Origin of the sequence: Mesorhizobium escarrei, assembly GCF_935825525.1 — a bacterium.
GTDB lineage: Bacteria > Pseudomonadota > Alphaproteobacteria > Rhizobiales > Rhizobiaceae > Mesorhizobium > Mesorhizobium escarrei.
This window is the reverse complement of the sequence record NZ_CAKXZT010000035.1, coordinates 103,659-122,841: the sequence shown is the minus strand read 5'-3', so window position 1 is coordinate 122,841 and position 19,183 is coordinate 103,659. Positions and strand designations below refer to the sequence as shown.

17 protein-coding genes, 1 tRNA gene and 2 pseudogenes are annotated in these 19,183 nt (G+C 62.5%); 11 read left to right on the top strand and 9 right to left on the bottom strand.

What is annotated here, in order from left to right; translation table 11 throughout:
- Positions 1–43 precede the first annotated feature (43 nt).
- Positions 44–1,453 carry a methylenetetrahydrofolate--tRNA-(uracil(54)-C(5))-methyltransferase (FADH(2)-oxidizing) TrmFO gene (gene trmFO, locus NMG80_RS03220; RefSeq protein WP_254016800.1) on the bottom strand — a complete coding sequence of 470 codons (1,410 nt, stop codon included), beginning with the start codon at positions 1,451–1,453 and terminating at the stop codon, positions 44–46.
- A 100-nt stretch (positions 1,454–1,553) separates the two neighbouring features.
- On the opposite strand from trmFO, the gene NMG80_RS03215 reads away from it, so the two are divergent.
- Complete coding sequence (locus NMG80_RS03215) at positions 1,554–2,153, top strand: hypothetical protein (RefSeq protein WP_254016799.1); 600 nt, start codon at positions 1,554–1,556, stop codon at positions 2,151–2,153.
- 373 nt (positions 2,154–2,526) lie between these two features.
- Here NMG80_RS03215 and NMG80_RS03210 read toward each other — a convergent pair whose 3' ends face one another.
- Together NMG80_RS03210 and NMG80_RS03205 are read right to left on the bottom strand one after the other, a co-directional pair.
- Positions 2,527–2,667, bottom strand: coding sequence for a DUF1127 domain-containing protein (locus tag NMG80_RS03210; RefSeq protein ID WP_023802557.1), 141 nt, complete (start codon positions 2,665–2,667; stop codon positions 2,527–2,529).
- Between the two features lie 54 nt (positions 2,668–2,721).
- Positions 2,722–2,862, bottom strand: a complete 141-nt coding sequence (locus NMG80_RS03205; RefSeq protein WP_254016798.1) for a DUF1127 domain-containing protein — start codon at positions 2,860–2,862, stop codon at positions 2,722–2,724.
- A gap of 237 nt (positions 2,863–3,099) precedes the next feature.
- Here NMG80_RS03205 and NMG80_RS03200 point away from each other — a divergent pair.
- Both NMG80_RS03200 and NMG80_RS03195 read left to right on the top strand, forming a co-directional pair.
- Positions 3,100–4,219, top strand: a pseudogene (locus NMG80_RS03200) (DUF2157 domain-containing protein).
- Complete coding sequence (locus NMG80_RS03195) at positions 4,216–4,797, top strand: GDYXXLXY domain-containing protein (RefSeq protein WP_254016797.1); 582 nt, start codon at positions 4,216–4,218, stop codon at positions 4,795–4,797. Before NMG80_RS03200 ends, NMG80_RS03195 begins: the two are co-directional and overlap by 4 nt.
- Positions 4,798–5,011: 214 nt before the next feature.
- Here the strand turns inward: NMG80_RS03195 and NMG80_RS03190 are convergent.
- Positions 5,012–5,094, bottom strand: a tRNA-Leu gene (locus tag NMG80_RS03190).
- Positions 5,095–5,437: 343 nt separating this feature from the next.
- Here NMG80_RS03190 and NMG80_RS03185 point away from each other — a divergent pair.
- Together NMG80_RS03185 and tig are read left to right on the top strand one after the other, a co-directional pair.
- Positions 5,438–6,286 (top strand): hypothetical protein, encoded by an 849-nt coding sequence (locus NMG80_RS03185; protein WP_254016796.1) that lies wholly within the window; start codon positions 5,438–5,440, stop codon positions 6,284–6,286.
- A gap of 656 nt (positions 6,287–6,942) precedes the next feature.
- A complete protein-coding gene (gene tig / locus NMG80_RS03180) occupies positions 6,943–8,415 on the top strand; it encodes a trigger factor (protein WP_254016833.1) in 1,473 nt (490 codons plus the stop codon).
- A 53-nt stretch (positions 8,416–8,468) separates the two neighbouring features.
- Here tig and NMG80_RS03175 read toward each other — a convergent pair whose 3' ends face one another.
- From NMG80_RS03175 to dgoD, 3 genes are all read right to left on the bottom strand, one after another.
- Positions 8,469–9,218 (bottom strand): FadR/GntR family transcriptional regulator, encoded by a 750-nt coding sequence (locus NMG80_RS03175; protein ID WP_254016795.1) that lies wholly within the window; start codon positions 9,216–9,218, stop codon positions 8,469–8,471.
- A gap of 65 nt (positions 9,219–9,283) precedes the next feature.
- Complete coding sequence (locus tag NMG80_RS03170) at positions 9,284–10,060, bottom strand: SDR family oxidoreductase (protein ID WP_254016794.1); 777 nt, start codon at positions 10,058–10,060, stop codon at positions 9,284–9,286.
- 25 nt (positions 10,061–10,085) lie between these two features.
- A complete protein-coding gene (gene dgoD / locus NMG80_RS03165) occupies positions 10,086–11,258 on the bottom strand; it encodes a galactonate dehydratase (RefSeq protein ID WP_254016793.1) in 1,173 nt (390 codons plus the stop codon).
- Between the two features lie 295 nt (positions 11,259–11,553).
- Between dgoD and NMG80_RS03160 the strand changes: the two genes are divergently transcribed.
- From NMG80_RS03160 to NMG80_RS03140, 5 genes are all read left to right on the top strand, one after another.
- Positions 11,554–12,531: a substrate-binding domain-containing protein gene (locus NMG80_RS03160; RefSeq protein ID WP_254016792.1), complete on the top strand. Its 978-nt coding sequence runs from the start codon at positions 11,554–11,556 to the stop codon at positions 12,529–12,531.
- 116 nt (positions 12,532–12,647) lie between these two features.
- A complete protein-coding gene (locus tag NMG80_RS03155) occupies positions 12,648–13,697 on the top strand; it encodes a zinc-dependent alcohol dehydrogenase family protein (RefSeq protein ID WP_254016791.1) in 1,050 nt (349 codons plus the stop codon).
- A gap of 3 nt (positions 13,698–13,700) precedes the next feature.
- Positions 13,701–14,594, top strand: coding sequence for an aldose 1-epimerase (locus NMG80_RS03150; protein WP_254016790.1), 894 nt, complete (start codon positions 13,701–13,703; stop codon positions 14,592–14,594).
- A gap of 14 nt (positions 14,595–14,608) precedes the next feature.
- Entirely contained in the window at positions 14,609–15,604 is a 996-nt protein-coding gene (locus NMG80_RS03145) for an ABC transporter permease (RefSeq protein WP_254016789.1), read from the top strand.
- A 21-nt stretch (positions 15,605–15,625) separates the two neighbouring features.
- Positions 15,626–17,137, top strand: coding sequence for a sugar ABC transporter ATP-binding protein (locus NMG80_RS03140; protein ID WP_254016788.1), 1,512 nt, complete (start codon positions 15,626–15,628; stop codon positions 17,135–17,137).
- A gap of 43 nt (positions 17,138–17,180) precedes the next feature.
- On the opposite strand, the pseudogene NMG80_RS03135 reads toward NMG80_RS03140, so the two are convergent.
- Together NMG80_RS03135 and NMG80_RS03130 are read right to left on the bottom strand one after the other, a co-directional pair.
- Positions 17,181–17,503: pseudogene (locus NMG80_RS03135) on the bottom strand (hypothetical protein).
- Between the two features lie 79 nt (positions 17,504–17,582).
- Complete coding sequence (locus tag NMG80_RS03130; protein ID WP_254016787.1) at positions 17,583–18,470, bottom strand: alpha/beta fold hydrolase; 888 nt, start codon at positions 18,468–18,470, stop codon at positions 17,583–17,585.
- Between the two features lie 283 nt (positions 18,471–18,753).
- On the opposite strand from NMG80_RS03130, the gene NMG80_RS03125 reads away from it, so the two are divergent.
- Positions 18,754–19,134: a c-type cytochrome gene (locus NMG80_RS03125; RefSeq protein WP_254016832.1), complete on the top strand. Its 381-nt coding sequence runs from the start codon at positions 18,754–18,756 to the stop codon at positions 19,132–19,134.
- The last annotated feature ends 49 nt before the right edge of the window (positions 19,135–19,183 follow it).

Genomic DNA, 19,183 nt, shown 5'->3' with positions numbered 1-19,183 from the left:
ATATCCTACTCTCCGGTCACTTGATCGACAAGTCCGGAAGAGGCTACTCCGCTGCCTCCGCCCGCGAGGGCAATCGCAGCCATTCGCGGCAGTCGGCCAGCGCGCGCGACGTCACCGCACGCCGCTTGGCGACGGTCTTGTCCTTGCCGCGCAGGCGCTTTCCCTCGGCCTTCGGCGCTTCCACCGGGGGGAACAGGCCGAAATTGATGTTCATCGGCTGGAACGAACGCTTTCCCGGCTCGTCGTCCGAAACGATGTGGCCGCCGGTAATGTGGTTGAGCAGTGCGCCAAAAGCTGTGGTCAACGGCGGCAGCGCCGGCGCCTGGCCCAGCCGCTCGGCAGCGGCAAAGCGCCCAGCAAGCAGGCCGATGGCGGCACTTTCGACATAGCCCTCGCAGCCGGTGATCTGGCCGGCGAAGCGCAGGCCGGGCCGTGATTTCAACTGCAGCGAATGGTCGAGTAGCGTCGGCGAATTGATATAGGTGTTGCGGTGCAGGCCGCCGAGGCGGGCGAATTCGGCGTTTTCGAGGCCCGGTATGGTGCGGAACACGCGCACCTGATCGGCGTGCTTCAGCTTGGTCTGGAAGCCGACCATGTTGTACAGCGTGCCCAGCGCATTGTCCTGGCGAAGCTGCACGACGGCATAGGCCTTTACCGACGGATTGTGCGCATTGGTCAGCCCCATCGGCTTCATCGGCCCATGGCGCAGCGTCTCGACGCCGCGCTCGGCCATAATCTCGATCGGCAGGCAGCCGTCGAAATAGGGCGTGCCTTCCCATTGCTTGAATTCGGTCTTTTGGCCCTCCAGAAGCGCCCTCACGAAGGCAAGATACTGCTCCTTGTCCATCGGGCAGTTGATGTAATCCTTGCCGGTGCCGCCGGGCCCGACCTTGTCGTAGCGTGACTGGAACCAGCAGATGTCCATGTCGATCGTGTCGAAATGGACGATCGGCGCTATGGCATCGAAGAAGGCGAGCGCATCGGCGCCGGTCACATCCGCGATCGATTGGGCGAGCCCAGGTGCGGTCAGCGGGCCGGTGGCGATAATCGCCTGGTCCCAATCCGCCGGCGGCAGGCCGGGCACTTCCTCGCGCTGGATGGTGATGAGCGGATGCGCTTCGAGGTTTTTTGTCACGGCTCCGGAAAACCCGTCGCGGTCGACAGCCAGCGCACCGCCGGCCGGCACCTGGTGCGCGTCGCCGGCGCTCATGATCAGCGAACCGGCGAGCCGCATTTCGGCGTGCAGCAGCCCGACGGCGTTGGTCTGCGCATCGTCGGAGCGGAAGGAATTGGAACAGACGAGCTCGGCCAATCCATCCGTCTTGTGCGCATCGGTGCCGCGGACGGGACGCATTTCATGCAGCACGACGGGAACGCCGGCTTCGGCCGCCTGCCAAGCGGCTTCGGAGCCGGCGAGACCACCGCCGATGACGTGAATGGGATCTTTGTTCATGAGCCGAAATAGTCGCTTGTAGCTGCGATTGCAATTGCCTGAGTTGGCCGCGCTGTTGCCGCCAAGCGCTGCAATCGTCTACTGTCGGAGAATGGACGGGATGCTCGGGATCTTTGCCAGAGCGACATTTCTGACAGTCGTGATCGCCGTGGGCGGATCAGCGGCCGCCGGCGAACTGGCCGCGACGGCTTCCAAGCGGATCCCCATCTGCCACGGCTACAGTTGCAACTATCGCACGATGCTGGCGCTTGGCCCCGGAGACGGCGAGCGTTTCCGCTCTATATTGCGTGCCGGCGCGGGTTCGCCCCCGGCCGAGCGTGCCGCCATTTCGAAGGCTGTCCGTTATTTCGAGCAGCGCATTTTCCGGGCCACCGGCATTCGCGATCTGCCGCAGTCGGAATTTGGCGCATCGCGCATCAGGGGCCAGATGGATTGTGTCGACGAATCGACCAATACGCATGCGCTGCTGGTCTATCTTGCCGAGCGAAAACTGCTCAGGTTTCACAAGGTCGAGGACAAGACTTCGCGAGGCCTGTTTGTCGACGGACGCTATCCCCATTGGACGGCGGTGATCAGCGACCGCGGGGGCACCGAATGGGTGGTGGATTCCTGGTATGCGCCGATGGGCGGCGCACCGGACATTTTTCCGCTGAGCCAGTGGAAAAAGCGAGGCGTGCTGGAAAGTGGTGCGCTCGACTGACGACAAGGACTTCCCCGCCAGAACATTCTCAGAGTGCGTCGACCCTGGAAAACAACAACACCCGCCGGGGGAGGAGGTCCGGCGGGTGTCGTTTTGCTGGTCGATCCTCGGGAGGAGGTGAAGATCGACCGTATTCGTCATCGCCGGGGAGGAGGTCGGCTTTGACGAAATTCCTTTCGCCTGGTGAAAGGGGGCGAAACCCTTTTGGACGAAATTTGCTTCGCCCGAAACGATTTTTTCGCCCTGGCGGAACAGCGCCCGCCGCGGGAGGAGGTGCGGCGGGCGCCGTTTTTGTGGTCAACCCTCGGGAGGAGGTGAAGGCTGACCGTATCCGTCAGGGTCGGGGAGGAGGTCGACCCTGGCGAAATTTCTACTAGATCGCCTTGCGGGCGATGCTCTTGATCTCTTCGCGGACGATGCCGAGATCATGCAGCTGGCGGTTCGAAAGGCGACCCAGCTCGGTAACCGTCGAGCGATAAACGCGCCAGTTACGATAGTTGCGGATCAGGTTCATTGTCGTTCTCTTTTCAAGTCAAACTGGTTCGGACCATTTGCGGTCCGAAGAGGATTAGACCGTCTTGCGGGCGACGTAGTGGATGTCGCTGCGGCTGATGCCGAGGTCGGTCAGTTCGCGGTTGCTCAGGCGGCTCAGCTCGGAAACGGTGTCCCGGTAGCGGCGCCAGTTGCGGTAGTTGCGGATGAGGTTCATGGTATTTCTCGTTTCGTCTTTCTTTCGGATCATTCCGTCTTTGTGTACGCCCTGAAGATAGGTCGGGTCATATCGATTTAAAAGCGCTATTGGTGCATGGCAGCAATGCAAATTGTGCAATGCACCATCACCGGCAATTCGCGTCTTCGCCATAGATAGGCCCGAATCGGAAAATGCCATAGCGTCAACGGTTTGGTCGGGTCGGCTGAAGAAACGACCAAGCTGGGGAAGAAAGGCATGGCGAGCTATTCGTCGCGGGTCAGGGCCGATATCGCACGGTGGCTGCAGGCCGGACTGATCGATGCCCCGACGGCCGACGCGCTGAGGCGCGACGTACGAGGCCAATGAGCGCAAATCACTGGGCTTCGGCTCGATCCTGGCGATGATGGCGGCGCTGCTTCTCGGTGCGGCCGTCCTGATCTTCGTCGCTGCCAACTGGGAAGCCATCCCGCGGCTGGCGCGAGTGGCGGCGCTCTTCGCTATCATCTTCGCCGGCTATGTCGGCGGCGCCGTGCTGAAGACACGCGACCATGCTGCAATCGGCGAGGCATTCTGGATCGTCGCCTCAGCGGCATTCGGCGGATCGATCGCGCTGATCGGCCAGATGTATCATTTGTCCGGTGACGAAGCGTCGGCCTTGATCACCTGGGGCGCGGGCACCGCCTTGGCGGCAGTTGCGCTGCGCTCGAACCCGCTGACCGTCGCGTCTGTCGGCATTGCCGACGCATGGCTGTTCCTGAGAGGGTTCGACTATTTCAGGCGCACGGAATTTCCGCACCTCTTCGTCGTCATGGCGATGGTGTTGTTCGCCATTTCGTTCTGGACCCGCAGCCAGGCGGCGCGGCATCTGATCATCCTGTCGGTCATCTTCTATCTCGTGCTGTTGTTTACGGAATACGAAACGCTGCGGGTCGCCGTCCCGCTCATTATCGTGTCGGCTCTGCTTTTCGCGGCTGCGATCTTCGCTGCCGGGCCCGTCGACCGGATATTGCAGCTTGGCGGCCGGCTGCCCTTGCACGCGCTGATCGGATTTCTCACCGGCCTGGCGATGATCCAGTTCGAGTTGGCCGATTCAAGCGGCAGCAACAGCGGCTTTGGCATTGCCTCGGCTGTTGCGCTTGCCGGCATTGTCGCGGCAATCGTGCTGGGCGGCCGCGAGAGCAGGGGCTTGCGCTGGGTTGCCTATGCCGGCTTCGCCTTCGAACTCGCCATCATCTATATGGTGATGTTGCAGTCGATGCTCGACACGGCAGGGTTCTTCCATGCAGCCGCTGTGCTTCTTGGCCTGCTTGCCCTTGTCATCCTCCGCGTGGAGAAGCGCATGAGGGCCCCCGATGCGGAAGGAGCGGCGGCATGATGACCGGCAAAAAACTGATCATTTCGGCGCTGGTGCTGGCGCTCGTCCAGATCGGCTTCCTGAGCTGGATCATCGCCGGCCGGGCGGCGATCCTGCGCGACGGCAAGCAAGTGCTGCTGAGGGTCGAACCGAGCGATCCGCGCGATCTCCTGCGCGGCAACTACATTATGCTCAGCTATGATATTTCGCGCCTGCCGGTGAAGCTGATCGCCAACATTCCGGCCGGCAAGCTGACGAGCGACGATACGCCGATCGTGGTCAGGCTGAAGCAGGGCGCCGACGGCTATTGGAGCGCAACCACGGCCTGGTTCGGGCAAGCGCCGGCCCCGGCAGCATCCGACGAAGTCGATATCGTCGGGCATGTGTCAGAAGGGTGGGATCTCAGCGCAGCCACGACGATCGCGCCGGATTATGGCATCGAGCGCTTCTATCTGCCGGAAGGCGAGGGGATGGCGATCCAGAATGACATGCGGGTGCGGCCGTTCGGCGTCCGCGTCGCAATCGCAGCCGATGGCGCCGGGCAGATCAAGGCGCTGATGGACGGCGACAAGACGCTGTTCGAGGAACCGCTCTATTAGTATTGGCCCCCGGATTAGTATTGGGAAAGCGTGGTCGGCTCGGACAGCATCAAACATGACGGTGACTACACGAGAAGATGTATCGACGAAGGAAGCACGCGCCGGCCGCTGCCTCAATGCCGCGATGGCGATGCTGGCGATGATCGCCTCGCAGGCGGACTTGACCTCCAGCCTTCCGGTACCGGAACCTTAATCCACTGTTCGAGGGGAGTAGTGGTGCGGGTAGAGGGACTCGAACCCCCACGTTCTCACGCCAGAACCTAAATCTGGTGCGTCTACCAATTCCGCCATACCCGCTGGCTTCGTGTCACCGTGACATGTCTATGTCACAACCCATGTCACAAGTTCAACACTTAGATTTGCGAGGTTTTTGGGCCTCGCGTTTGCGTCCGGCGGCCACGGCGCGGACTTTCTGTCCAAAGTAGGCGACGGCGGCGCGAACGAACTCGTCGGCGGCCGGGTCTTCCTGCCCAAGGATGAATTCAAATTCATTCAAATTGATTCGGAATATTTTTCTAACCGTAAGTCACGACTGCAAACATTGTTTCGTGTTAGCGATTCAAACACTCTCTGAGTTCGTTATTTCTAAAGTAGCAGCTTTGAAACTGCTGCTGTGGGGTACTTATCAAAGGAGAGTGTCATGGCAAACGTCGTCAAGAGTTTCGCCGCAGCTTTGGCCTGTGGTGCACTTGTTTTATCTCTTTCTCTTCCCTCCAGCGCAGGCGGCATTAGCGTCGGCGCCGGCGCATCGGTTGGCGGCCGAGGCGGTGTAAACGCCGGTCTCGGCGCGTCGGTTGGCGGCCGAGGCGGTGTAAACGCCGGTCTCGGCGCCTCGATCGGCGGCAGTGGCGGCGTCAACGCGGGAGTCGGCGCCTCGATCGGCGGTAGCAGCGGGGTAAATACTGGAGCCGGCAAATCGATCGGCAGCAAGAAACGCATTATCGCGGGAGTCGGCGCCTCGATCGGCGGCCGAAGAGGGGTGAATGCCGGCGCCGGTGCATCGATTGGCGGCAGCAGGGGCGTTAGCACTGGTGCCGGCGTCAATGTCGGCGGCACTCGTGGCGTCACGGCTGGCCTGGGTGCCAATGTCGGCGGCACCCGTGGCGTCACGGCTGGCCTGGGCGCCAATCTCGGCGGCACTCGTGGCGTCACGGCCGGCCTGGGCGCCAATGCCGGCGGCACCGGTGGTATCACTGCTGGCGCAGGCGCAAATCAGGGTGGCACCGGCGGCATTGCGACGGGTGTGGGTGCCAATGTTGGTGGGACGAGCGGTGTCGGCGTGGGCGCTGGTGTAGGCGTCGGCGGCGGGACCCTTGCTGGCACACCCGGGACCCCTGGAACGCCCGGCACTCTCGCCATGAGCGGGGTCGCGCAGATGTCCAGCAGCCAGTTGATACGGATGAAGAAGCGCTGCGTCGACGTGCTCGGGAGCGGCAGCACATACGATCGCGACCTACGTGAGCTTTGCTTGCTGATTGCACGCCGCTGAGAAGACTGTTGCGCAAACGGGAGTGTCGCACGGCCGTGGGGCTTTGACAGCACTCTCCTGGCCTCGCGGCCGGCCCGCCACTCGTAAGTGGCGGGCTTCTCTGCGTCAGGACCGCTGCGCTGAGCGGCTGACTACTTCGGGGTAGCTACACCAGCGGAGCCAAGACGCAGTGGAACCTAAATCCAGCGCGTCCACCAATTCCGCCACATCCGCGTTGCCCGGCAATCCCAGGCAGCCATCATTCTGTCAATGTCGCGGTCAAAATAGCGGCCGTTCGCCGGCGCACGATCCCGAAAAACGAAAAATCGTATCTCGGGATCAAGCGCCAAAATCAAGGTGCTACAGCATCCTTTGCGCGTCTAAGAGGACGCGCGGCGCTGTAGACGCGAAGATGGTTGAAAATCGGCCGCGCCTGTGACAAAAGGCGTGTCGAATGTGACGGGATGCGACGATCCACTTCTGCAGAATGTGACAAGAAGTCGGAAAAAACAAAGACTTATTCACATTTTGGAGCGTGTTTTTGGACGATTTGAACCGCGTGAGTGGACAGATCGCCAAGTCCCGCACCAAAAGCCATTCCCGGCAAGATCATACCGGCAGGCTGTAAACGGCAAGAGCCGTTTGGCTGCCTCATTGGTGGAAACGAAGGTTCTATGATGCAGGTCACCGAAACGCTCAACGCCGGTCTCAAGCGCGAGATCAAGATCACCGTGCCGGCCGGTGACATGGAAGCCAAGCTGATGGCACGGCTTTCCGATGCCAGGAGCAAGGTCCGCATCAACGGCTTTCGCCCCGGCAAGGTGCCGGTGCAGCACCTGCGAAAGGTCTATGGCAAGTCGTTCATGGCCGAAGTGGTCAACGAGATCCTCAACGATTCGACCCGTTCGATCATTACCGGCCGCGGCGAAAAGGCTGCCATGCAGCCCGAAGTGATCATGACCGAGGACGAGAAGGAGGCCGAGAAGATCCTGGCCGGCGGCGCCGACTTCGAGTTCCGCCTGAACTACGAGATCATTCCGCCGATCGAGATCAAGGATTTCTCCGACATCAAGGTGACGCGTCAGGTGTTCGACGTGCCGGATTCGGAAATCGACGAGCAGGTCCGCCGTGTCGCCGAATCGGCTCGCACCTACGAACCGAAGACCGGCAAGGCCGCCGAAGGCGACCGCGTGACGATCGACTATGTCGGCAAGATCGACGGTGAAGCCTTCAGCGGCGGCGCCGGCACGGACCAGCCGCTGGTGCTCGGCTCCAAGGAATTCATTCCCGGCTTCGAGGATCAGCTCATCGGCAGCAAGGCCGGTGACGAGACGCAGGTCACGGTCACATTCCCGGAAAACTACCAGGCGGCGCATCTTGCCGGGAAGGAAGCCACCTTCGACGTCACCGTCAAGGAAGTTTCTAAGCCCGGCGCGTTGGAGATCAACGACGAAATGGCCAAGAATCTCGGCCTGGAGTCGCTGGAGCGTTTGCGTGAAGTGGTGCGCGGCCAAATCGAGAACCAGTTCGGCTCGATGACCCGCCAGAAAATCAAGCGCCAGCTGCTCGACCAGCTCGATGCCGCGTACGCGTTCGAGGCGCCGTCGAAGCTCGTCGAGGCCGAGTTCAACAACATCTGGAACCAGGTCAACCGCGATCTGGAAGCCGCCGGCCGCACCTTCGCCGACGAGGAGACGACGGAGGAAGAGGCGCGCGCCGAATATATGCGGCTTGCCGAGCGCCGTGTGCGTCTCGGCCTGGTTCTCGCCGAAATCGGCGAGAAGGCCGGCGTCACCGTGTCGGACGAGGAACTGCAGCGTGGCTTGCTCGAGCAGGTGCGCCGCTACCCGGCCAACCAGCAGCAGGAAGCCTTCGAATTCTACCGCAGCAATCCCGAAGCGCTGAACACGTTGCGCGCGCCGCTGTTCGAGGAGAAGGTGGTCGACCATCTGCTCAGCCAGATTTCGGTCACCGACGTCAAGGTCAGCAAGGAAGAACTGATGGCCGACGACGAGGACAGCGAGACGGCCAAGGCGAAGCCGGCGAAGAAAGCCGCAGCGAAGAAGGCCGACGCCAACAAGGCCGAGGATGCGGAAGAACCCAAGAAGAAGGCCGCTCCGAAGAAGAAAACTGCCAAGGACGCCGAGTAACACCACATTCTGCTGGATGTGAAAGGCCGCCCTCGAGGCGGCCTTTGCATTTTCTAGGCGACCTGCAGGTCGTCGGCGGCGATGTCGAGCAGCCGGTTCATCGCGGCCCTGGCTCCGGCCGTGTCGCGCATGCGGATCGCCTCGAGCACGGTTTGATGCGCCGCCAGCGCCCGCGACTGCGCTTCCATCAGCCTGTTGGTGACGAGGAAGGACGCGCTCAGCGCCGCCTCCAGCATCCCGATCAATCCTTTTAAAACGACGTTGTGGCTTGCCGCGATCAAGCTGCGGTGGAAAGCCAGGTCCGCCCGGCAGACCCCGTCGAGGTCGTGCGGGATCGAATCGCGCATGGCGTTGAAGGCAGCCTCGATCGCTGCGAGATCGGAGCCGGTGGCGCGCCTGGCGGCAAGTTCGGCCGCAGCCGGTTCAAAGATGCGGCGTGCCTCGATCAGGCCGGAAATCAGCTCGCTGTCATTCTTGATATCCGGGTGCCAGCTCAGCACCACGGGATCGAGCAGCCGCCAGTCATCGCGCGACAAAACGCGTACGCCGACCCGGCGGCGCGCCTCCACCAGCCCCTTCGCCGACAGCACCTTGATCGCTTCGCGTATCGAGGTGCGGCTGACACCCAACATGGCGCAGAGCTCTTCCTCGCGCGGCAGCATTTCGCCTTGCCGATAGACGCCGCCAAGGATGCGACTGCCGAGAACGTTGACCACGGAATCGTGGATGCGGCTGCCGCCGGCCCCTTCGGTCTCGACGCGGCGCCACGAACCGTCTTCAGCCACGCCAAGGTCAGATGCCATGTCTTCCCAGCCCTTCTCCAGCCTGCAACTCATAGGCGCGACCGGCACCCTGCGCAACGCCGCCGTCATTCATGGTAGAGCACCGAGCGGCCGCCATCGATGACGATGCAGGCGGCGTTGAGGAAAGGTGCCTCATCAGAGGCGAGGAACAGCGCCGTCATCGCCACCTCCTCGGGTTTGCCGATGCGTTTTTGCGGGTGCAGATCGTAGGTACGCCGGCGCTCGGACTCGGGGTCCGGAAAAGTGTTCCAGTAGTCGACGGCGATCTGCGTCTCGATATAACCGGGCGCAATGGCGTTCACCCGCACACCCCTGGCTGCGTAGTCAATGCCGAGCGCCCGGGTGAGGCCCAAAAGCCCGTGCTTGGCGACGGGGTAGGGGAAGCAACCGGGAATGATCGAAAAACTGTGCGTGGACGCAATGTTGACGATCGAGCCGGCGCCCTGGTCGAGCATAGCCGGCAGCACCGCTTTGCTCATGCGCCAGACGCCATCAAGATCGATGTCGAAGCAGCGCCGCCATTCGGCTTCGCTTGTCTCCAGCGGATCGTGGAAGACGTTGATGCCGGCATTGTTGACGAGGATGTCGATCCGGCCGAAGGTCTCCCTCGCCAGCGCGGCGACGGCTTCGACGGAAGCGGTCTGGCGGACGTCACATGGCACGAACAGGGCGCTTGCCCTGTTTGGCGAAAGATCCGTTGCGACCGCTTCGCCGGTCGTGTGATCGATCTCGGCGATGACGACTTTGGCGCCTTCGCGGTGGAAGGCCCGGGCGATTGCCTCGCCGATTCCGCGCCCGGCGCCGGTTATGATCGCGACCTTGTCCTGCAGACGTCCAGTCATTCCAACCTCAAAAAGTCGGCCGTCCTCACCAGTCGACGATGGTACCGTCCGGCATCACGGCGTTCTGCGTGTGCAGCACCTCGGGCGCGAAGGGATAGCGCGCGCAGACCGCCTCGTCGACCTCGATGCCGAGACCCGGTGCTTCGGGAATCTGCCAGAAGCCATCAATCATGCAGATCGGGCCTTCGACCACGTCGAAATACCACGGTACCGCGCCGACCATTTCCTCCTGGATGATATGGTTTGGCGTCGAGACGGCGAAGTGCAGCGCGGCGGCGCCGGCGATCGGCCCGAGCGGGTTATGGGGAGCGACGCCGACGCCGACGGCCTCGGCATGGGCCGCGATCTTCTTGGCCTCGGAGAGGCCGCCGCAATGGCAGATGTCGGGCTGGATGATGCTGACCGCGCCTGCCGAAAGCAGTTCGACAAATTCGGCGCGCTCGACCAGTCGCTCTCCGGTCGCCAGCGGCACCGAAGTATGAGCGGCGAGGGCTTTCAGACCGGCCGTGTCGCCGGGCGGCAATGGCTCTTCGATGAACATCGGCCGGCCGGGAGCGAGGGCCTCGACATAGGATAGTGCGGCGGAAACCGAGGCCGGGCGGCCATGAAAATCCACCATGATCTCGATCCCCGGTCCCACTGCCTTGCGCAGAGCGTCCATCAGCCGCGCTGCCTTGTCCACATCGGGCAACGGCGCGTGATAGTGGGTATAAGGAATGAATACCGCCTTGAAGGCGCGGTAGCCCTTTTCGACTACGGCATGCGCGCGCTCGACCAGCGGATCAGCCTCCATCGTCTCATAGACCGCGCGCATGTCGCCAAGACCGAGATGGGTGTAGACGCCGACCTTGTCGCGCACCTTGCCGCCAAGCAGGCGCCAAACCGGCACGCCGAAATGCTTGCCCATAATATCCCACAATGCCATCTCGATGCCCGAGATCGCACTCATGCCGATCGCCCCGAGCCGCCAGAACGATTGCTTGCGCATGATCCGCACGGCCTGCTCGATGTCGCGAGGATCGCGTCCGATGATCAGCTGCGCCAGATCCTCCACCGCGCCGACCACCGCGTGCGTCTTCCATTCCAATGTCGCTTCGCCCCAGCCATGGAGCCCCGCCTCGTCGGCCAGCACCTTCACGAATACCCAGTTTCGCATTTCCGCGTTGACCACGCGGGTTTCAATGCCTGTGATCCTCACTCGGAGAACTCCCGCGCAATCAACCAATAGATCATATCTATATGGACACGTTAGTCGACTTTGACATCGTGTTCAATGGTGATTGTGACGCCGATTCGGCGGCAATCGGCCAATGCGGCGTCCGAATATGCGTTGACAGCCGTTTTAAACATAGTATCTATAAGTAAGTTTGATCCGATCTAGTCGCCTGAACGTTGATCTCGGATTAGGCAGACCGTAGGGAGAGGTTGCCTGCAGTCCGACTTGGCTGCGGGCGCCGCGACGGGCGCAATTCATCATCCGTTGGGAGGACGACATGAAATCCATAAAGCAGTTTGCAATGGCAGCGCTTGCTGCGGTCACGGTCGGCTCGGCGGCAGCGCCGGCGCTCGCCGATTCGACCGGCATCGGTGCCATCTATCTGGATGACGTCGGTTTCTATGCCGCCGTGCGCAAGGGCATCCAGGACAGCGCCAAATCGATGGGCAAAGAGATCGACCTGCTCGAGACGAATGCTCGCGCCGATCCGGGCGCCGAAGCCTCTTTCATCGACCGCCTGATCTCGGCAAACGTCAAGGCGATCATCCTGTCCGCCGTCTCCGCCGACGGTTCGGTGCGCGCCATCAAGCGGGCGCATGAGGCCGGCATTCCGGTCGTGTGCTACAACACCTGCATCAACGACGCCGACATGAAGAAATATGTCTATGCCTATGCGGTCGCCGATCCGACGGAGTTCGGCCGCCAGCTCGGCGACGTCGCGGCCGATTATTTCATCGCTCAGGGGATCAAGGAACCGAAGATCGGCGTGCTCAACTGCGAGTTCGTCGAAGTCTGCGTCAAGCGCCGCGAGGGCTTCGAAGCGGCGCTCAAAGCCAAGGTTCCGGGCTACGTCATCGCTGCGAACCAGCGCGGCACGGTGCTCGATGATGCCGTCTCGGTCAGCGACCAGATGCTGTCGGCCAATCCGGATATCGACGCTTTCTTCGGCGAGGGTGGCGATGCCGGCACCGGTGCGGTGCGCACCATCAAGCAACGCGGCCTGGCCGGAAAAGTCGTCGTCTTCGCCGCCGATATGACGTCTTCAGCCGCGACCGAACTCGCCGACTTCTCGGTGATGAAGGCAGTCGCCGACGTGTCCGGCCAGGGCATCGGCAAGCTGGCTCTCGAACAGGCGCTGAATGGCGCCGAAGGCAAGAAAGCCGCCGACATCATCGTGCCGATGGGCATATCGATCTTCAAATCGGCAGACGAGGCCAAGAAGTGGCTCGAAACCCACAAGGACGGCCTCTCCTGATCGCATCCTCCCGAACATGCGATACTGGCGGCCGCCTCCCGGCGGCCAGTCCTTTTGGGGAACCGACAATCTCGGATACTGCCCGCGGTTGAATGAACCGGGTCCGGAGCTTGACGATGCCAAAAATGCTTGCCGCCTACCTTCCAGGCAATTCCACAGTCGACCTGCGCGAAATCGACCGTCAGAAGCCGGGCATCGGCCAGGTGCTTCTAAAGATGAAGGCGTCCGGCATCTGCGGCAGCGACATCCATTATATCTATCACAAGCATCTCGGCGACGATCCGCGCACGTCCTATCAGGGCGTAGTGGCCGGGCACGAGCCGGCCGGGCAGGTGGTCGATCTTGGCGCTGGCTGCCGGCATTTCAAGCCGGGCAACCGTGTCGCCGTCTATCACATTTCCGGCTGCGGCTTCTGCCGCAACTGCCGCAAGGGGTTCCAGATCTCCTGTACCGACCCGCAGCGTGCCGCCTATGGCTGGCAGCGCGACGGCGGCCACGCCGAGTATCTCGTCGCCGACGAGCGCGATCTCGTGCACCTGCCTGACACACTGTCCTATCGCGACGGCTGCTTCATCTCGTGTGGCGTCGGCACCGCTTATGAGGCCGTGCTGCGCGGCAATGTTTCGGGTAGCGATGCGGTGCTCGTCGTCGGCCTCGGGCCGGTCGGCATGGCGGCGCTGATGCTGGCCAAGGGCCGTGGCGCGCGCCTGGCGATCGGTGTCGACACTCAGCCCGACCGGGTTGAGACAGCGAAAAAACTCGGCCTGCTCGATCACGGCTTCGTCGCCGGGCCGGACGCGCTCGGCGCCATCAACGAGTTGACCAAGGGCGGTGCGGCGGTCGCCATCGACTGCTCCGGCAACCCGCGCGGCCGGGTGCTGGCGCTGCAGGCGACGCGGACATGGGGGCGCTGCGTCTATATCGGGGAAACCGGCAAGGTCGAGTTCGACGTCAGCGACGACCTCCTGCACCGCCAGCGGACCATCTACGGCTCATGGGTGACCAGCGTCCACAATATGGACCAGTGCTGCGAGGACCTCGACGCCTGGGGCCTGCACCCGCACGATATCATCACCGATGCCTTCCCGCTGGAAAAAGCGCCCGAGGCCTATGCACTGATGGCAGGCGGGCGCTCCGGAAAAGTCATCGTCGAATTTCCGGAGTGAGCGATGGCCGATATAGAAATCGGCAACGAAGCACTAGACCTCACCGTCACCACGACCGGCGGATCGATCTGGCGGTTCCTTTCGCGTTCGGGCGGTGTCGAGATGCCGCTGTTTCGCGAGCCGCAGCAAGGGCCGGAACGCGCGGCGTTGAAATCGGGCTGTTTTCCGCTGGTGCCTTTCGGCAACCGGGTGCGCGACAACCGCTTTTCCTTCGAAGGCCGCGAACTTTCGCTAGAACCCAACATGGATTGGGACAAGCACTATCTGCATGGCGATGGCTGGACCGGCGAATGGCGTCTTGCCAGCCATGCGAAAGGCGAGATCGTGCTTTGCCTTGGCCATCGCGGCACTGGCACCCCCTATGCCTACGATGCCCAGCAGCGCTTCACGCTCGCCGGTCCCACGCTGACGACGACACTGTCCGTGACCAATCGTGGCGAGTTCGCGCTCCCATTTGGTCTGGGCTGGCATCCGTATTTTCCGTTAACAAAAGAGACCACGCTCAAGGCGGCCGCTTGCTCCTATTGGGAAGAGGATTCCTCCTGGCTGCCGACCGTCGAGCATCCGGTCGCTGGCGATTTCGATTTCTCCCAACCGCGCGGCCTGCCGCGCCGCTGGGTCAACACGGTTTTCGAGGACTGGGACGGCGGGGCGAAGATCGACTGGCCGGAGAACGGGATTTCGCTGGCGATCGATGCCGATCCCCTCTTTTCCCGTTATCTGGTTTTCGTCTCCGATCCGGCCTTCGATGCCGGCTACGACTATGATTTCTTCTGTTTCGAACCGATGAGCCATAGCGCCGATGGACATAACATGCCCTCACGCGGCGGGCTGGTGAGGCTGGCGCCCGGTGAAAGCCTCACAGGCTCCGTTCGCTACACATGCCACCGGCCTTGACGAGGAAGATTGCGATGAGCGTCACCACAACCACCCCCGACCGTCGGCACGGCTTTCGCCTGCTTGCCCTCGACATGAACGAGATCGGCCTGATCGTCATTTTGCTTCTGCTCTATTTCGGCTTCGGCGCGACCACCAACGGCTTTCTGTCGGCCAACAACCATCTCTCACTGCTGCGCGACGCGGCCTCCATCGCGATTGCCGCCTGGGCGGTGACGTTGATCATCATCGCCGGCGAGATCGACGTCAGTGTCGGGCCGATGGTCGCCTTCACCTCCGTCTGCCTCGCCTTCATGCTGAAAGCCGACGTCAACGTCGCGCTCGCCATCCTGGCCGCACTTGCCATCGGCGCTGCGCTCGGCACTTTCGCCGGATCGCTGCGCGCCTATTTCGGGGTGCCTTCCTTCGTTGCCACGCTCGGCCTGTGGAGCGCGCTGCGCGGCATGTCATTCTTCACCACCAACGCGCTGCCGGTCACCTTTCCCGACAACGCTTTCCTCGACATCCTTGCCGACAACATGTTCGGCATCCCCACCTCCGCCATCGTCATGCTGGTGCTGTTCGCCATCTTCTCCTTCGTCAGCCAGAAGACCGCCTACGGCCGGTCGATCTATGCCGTCGGCGGCAACGCCAATGCCGCCGAACTATGTGGAATCAACGTCGCGCGCATTCGCGTGCTGATCTTCACCACGTCGGGCGTAATGGCAGCACTTGCCGGCGTGCTGCTGACCGCACGCCTAGGCTCCGGCAATGCTGGTACCGCCTCCGGCCTCGAATTCGACGTGATCGCCGCCGTCGTCATCGGCGGCACGGCGCTGTCGGGCGGACGCGGCTCGATGCTTGGCACACTGCTCGGGGTCTTCGTCATCACTCTGATCGGCAACGGGCTGGTACTGCGCGGCATCAATCCGTTCTTCCAGGAAGTGGTGCGCGGCGTCATCATCGTCGCCGCCGTGCTCGCCAACATCCTGGTCATGCGCTATCGCGAACGCCGCATTTTCGGCGCGTGACAGAAACCGGGAGGATCAGCCATGCAGACCGCCCGCAAGCAGGATCCGCAGACTTTAGTCGCCGCGGTGCATGGTGCGACGAAGCAGTATCCCGGCGTGCTTGCGCTGGACGATGTCGATTTCGGGATCCGCCGGGGCGAAGTCCGTGCTCTGCTCGGCAAGAACGGGGCGGGGAAATCGACACTGATCCGGCTGCTGACCGGGGCCACGGTGCCTGACAGCGGCGACGTCACGATCGATGGCTCGTCGCTGACCGGTTCCGGTACCCAACGCACGGTCGAAGCTGCCCGTCTCGGTGTGCGCGCCGTCTATCAGGAGCTCAGCCTGATCGTCGGCATGAGCATCGCCGAGAACCTGTTCCTCGGCCGCTGGCCGTCCAGCATGGGCGTGCTTTCCCATGGCGAAATGGAACATCAGGCACGTGAGACGCTGGCCCGGCTCGAGCTGAAGCTCGATCCGCGCCGCCGCGTCGCGACGCTGAGCCCGGCCGAACGACAACTCGTCGAGATCGCGCGCGTCATGATCGGCGAACCGAAGCTCGTCATCCTCGACGAGCCGACCAGCTCGCTTGCGGCCGCCGAGGTCGAGCTCCTGTTCAAGGCCGTGCGCAGCTTGGCCGCCGCCGGCATCGCGGTGATCTATGTCAGCCATCGCATGAGCGAGATCCGGCAGATCGCCGAGGCCGCCACGGTGATGCGCGACGGCAAGGTCGCGGGGACCGTCGAGCTTGCCGGCGCCGACACCACGGAGATCATCCGGCTGATGCTCGGTCACAGCGAGCAGGAGGATCGGCTCGTCGGCGAGGCGAGGGGAGGCGATACGGTTCTGTCGGTGCGGCATCTTGCCGTGCCGCCGAAGCTCGCCGGCGTCAGCTTCGACCTCAGGCGCGGTGAAGTGCTGGGCTTTGCCGGACTGCTCGGCTCCGGCCGCACCGAGTTGCTCAGGGCGATCGGCGGGCTCGATGCCGTGCGCGCCGGCACGGTCCTGCTCGATGAAAAGGACATCACCCGCGGCTCCTATGGCGAGCGGGTCAAGAGCGGTATCGGCATGACGCCGGAAAGCCGCAAGGAGGACGGCATCATGCCGCTGCTCGGCGTGGACGAAAACACCGTCGCCACCGACTTCTCGAAGGTGGCGGTGAACGGGGTGATCTCGGCATCAAGGATGGCAGAAGCGGCAGGCGACATCATCCGTCGTATCGGCATCAAGACGGCGCGTATCGATACGCCGGTCGGCACGCTTTCGGGCGGTAACCAGCAGAAAGTGGTGATAGGCCGCTGGATCTATGCCGGCAGCCGGATACTGCTGCTCGACGAGCCGACCCGCGGTGTCGACGTCGAAGCGAAGTCGCAAATCTACGCTCTCATCCGCCAGCTTGCCGCAGAGGGGAAAAGCATCGTTTTCGTGTCCAGCGAGATCGAGGAGCTGCCGAAGGTCTGCGACCGGGTCCTGGTGTTGAAGGACGGGTGCTTCGTACAGGAATTCGTCGCGCCGGGCATCGAGACCGACACGCTGATGGCCGCCTGCCTTTAGGACTCCGCTGACGAAATCGCGAGAATCAGCCGTCGCCGCCGCCCTAATCGCGAGACAATTGATTGACGAGGATCTGCATCACCGTGACCCGTTCGGGCAGCTCGACAAGGAACTCTTCGTCGCGCGGCAGGTGATGGATCTTGTGCGGGTCGTCGCCGGTGAAGGTCGCCATGGCTTCGACGTCAGGCCAGTACGAGATCGTCACGAACTCTGTTTCTTCTTCACGATCTTCGCGAAACACACGCCAAGTGCCTTCTCCTGAAGCGGCGGAATGCCTTCGCGGCGGAGATAGGGCTCGTAGACGTCTGCCAGATCACGGCGTGTCCTTCCTCGCCAGATCCGGGCGATTGTGGCGTTGTCGATCATGGGTTGCGATCCTCTCTCGATGGGTCGTGATGAGGATGGGGCAGCGATGGCGGAATCCGCTGCAGTGTTGTGCGGGCGATTACTGCAGGACCTCGCCCAGAAACCGTCGCACCAGTGGCAGGGCGACCTCGAAATGGGTCTCCAGCAGCCAGTGGCCTGCGTCGTTCAGCAAATGCAGCTCGGCCTCGGGGAGATCGCGCAGATAGGCGCGCGCTGCCGGCTCGGGCATGTATTCGTCCTTCGGTCCCCAAAGGATCATTGCCGGTGGCCGCTGCTCGCGCAGGTATGCCTGGTAACGAGGGAAACAGTCAAGATTAGCCTTGAGCTTCTCCATCAGTCCGACTGAAAGCGCACGGCGCACAGGCGTATCCATCAGCGGCCAATGCAACTTCCACAGATCGGGCGGGACACGTCGAGCGACGTCGTCATCGACTTCGCCTACGAATTCGGCGCGAAAGCCGTCTTCGCTCACCGCCTGTTCGAGCGGTGCACGGTTCGCTGGTGAAGGATCGCGCCAGAAGCGCCGGATCGTTTCGTATTTCGGGCCAAGAGCATCGGCGTAGATGTCGCCATTCTGGATGATCAGGGCCCTGATTCGCGATGGGTGCGCTATGGCGTGGCGCAGGCCGATCTGCGAGCCGTAGTCGTGCAGCCATAACGCGTAGCTGCCGAGTTCGAGCGCGTCGGTGAACCGCTCCAGGAACGTTGCATAGGCATCAAAATCATAACCGAACCGTGCCGGATCGGGGGTTCCACTGTAGCCAAAGCCGGGGAAATCCGGCGCGACCGTCCGCCACCGATCGGCGAGTGCCGGCATCAGCCGGCGATATTGGTAGGATGAGCAGGGATAGCCATGCGGAAGCAGCAACACCGGCGCGGTTTCAGGACCTGCTTCTCTGTAAAAGACGATGTCGCCGTCGATCGTGCGGGTGCCGTGGCGCACCTCCAGGTCACTCCTGTCGTTCATAGACGCTTCTCTATTTTGATCTTCCAGATGTTAACCGAAGCTGGTCTAACGCCCTTTACCCGGTATGCGTTCCGGTTGCGCTCGACGGCGATCGGCCTGCCTCGTCGCTTCTGCGGTGATCCTGCGGGTCGACTTCTTCTATCTGCCGGCCAGATTCTGTGGTAAGCAGATGCCGCAATTCCATGCGGGAGACGCGGATATTCCGCTCTGTCATGAAGGGGCGCATGCGTGTCGGCACGCGCAGATCGTCCAAGACAGATTTGGCGATCGGGGAGGAAATGCCATGCGTGCAATCGCGTTTTTCGCTACCGTGTCCGTTGCGATCTTCGTCACGAGCCAATCCCAGGCACAGGATGCCGCGGCGGGTGAGAAGGTCTTCGCCAAATGCAAGGCCTGCCACGTCGTCGACGAGGACAAGAACAAGATCGGTCCGTCATTGAGCGGCGTTATCGGCCGGACGGCCGGCACGCATCCGGGGTTCAAGTATTCTAAAGCCATGACCGAGGCGGGGGCATCCGGCCTCAAATGGGACGACGCCACGCTGACGAATTACCTTCGCGATCCCAAGGCCATGATCAAAGGTGGGAAGATGGCGTTTCCCGGTCTCAAGAAGGACGAGGATCTCGCCAACGTCATCGCCTACCTGAAGCAATTCTCCAAATGACCCGGTTCTTCCGCCAGGAAGACCGGCCGAGGGGCCGGCCAGATTGCGT

Coding starts and splice junctions, on each gene's coding strand:
- trmFO (WP_254016800.1), bottom strand. CDS start 1,453: ATGAACAAAGATCCCATTCACGTCATCGGCGGTGGTCTCGCCGGCTCC.
- NMG80_RS03215 (WP_254016799.1), top strand. CDS start 1,554: ATGCTCGGGATCTTTGCCAGAGCGACATTTCTGACAGTCGTGATCGCC.
- NMG80_RS03210 (WP_023802557.1), bottom strand. CDS start 2,667: ATGAACCTGATCCGCAACTATCGTAACTGGCGCGTTTATCGCTCGACG.
- NMG80_RS03205 (WP_254016798.1), bottom strand. CDS start 2,862: ATGAACCTCATCCGCAACTACCGCAACTGGCGCCGCTACCGGGACACC.
- NMG80_RS03195 (WP_254016797.1), top strand. CDS start 4,216: ATGATGACCGGCAAAAAACTGATCATTTCGGCGCTGGTGCTGGCGCTC.
- NMG80_RS03185 (WP_254016796.1), top strand. CDS start 5,438: ATGGCAAACGTCGTCAAGAGTTTCGCCGCAGCTTTGGCCTGTGGTGCA.
- tig (WP_254016833.1), top strand. CDS start 6,943: ATGCAGGTCACCGAAACGCTCAACGCCGGTCTCAAGCGCGAGATCAAG.
- NMG80_RS03175 (WP_254016795.1), bottom strand. CDS start 9,218: ATGGCATCTGACCTTGGCGTGGCTGAAGACGGTTCGTGGCGCCGCGTC.
- NMG80_RS03170 (WP_254016794.1), bottom strand. CDS start 10,060: ATGACTGGACGTCTGCAGGACAAGGTCGCGATCATAACCGGCGCCGGG.
- NMG80_RS03160 (WP_254016792.1), top strand. CDS start 11,554: ATGAAATCCATAAAGCAGTTTGCAATGGCAGCGCTTGCTGCGGTCACG.
- NMG80_RS03155 (WP_254016791.1), top strand. CDS start 12,648: ATGCCAAAAATGCTTGCCGCCTACCTTCCAGGCAATTCCACAGTCGAC.
- NMG80_RS03150 (WP_254016790.1), top strand. CDS start 13,701: ATGGCCGATATAGAAATCGGCAACGAAGCACTAGACCTCACCGTCACC.
- NMG80_RS03145 (WP_254016789.1), top strand. CDS start 14,609: ATGAGCGTCACCACAACCACCCCCGACCGTCGGCACGGCTTTCGCCTG.
- NMG80_RS03140 (WP_254016788.1), top strand. CDS start 15,626: ATGCAGACCGCCCGCAAGCAGGATCCGCAGACTTTAGTCGCCGCGGTG.
- NMG80_RS03130 (WP_254016787.1), bottom strand. CDS start 18,470: ATGAACGACAGGAGTGACCTGGAGGTGCGCCACGGCACCCGCACGATC.
- NMG80_RS03125 (WP_254016832.1), top strand. CDS start 18,754: ATGCGTGCAATCGCGTTTTTCGCTACCGTGTCCGTTGCGATCTTCGTC.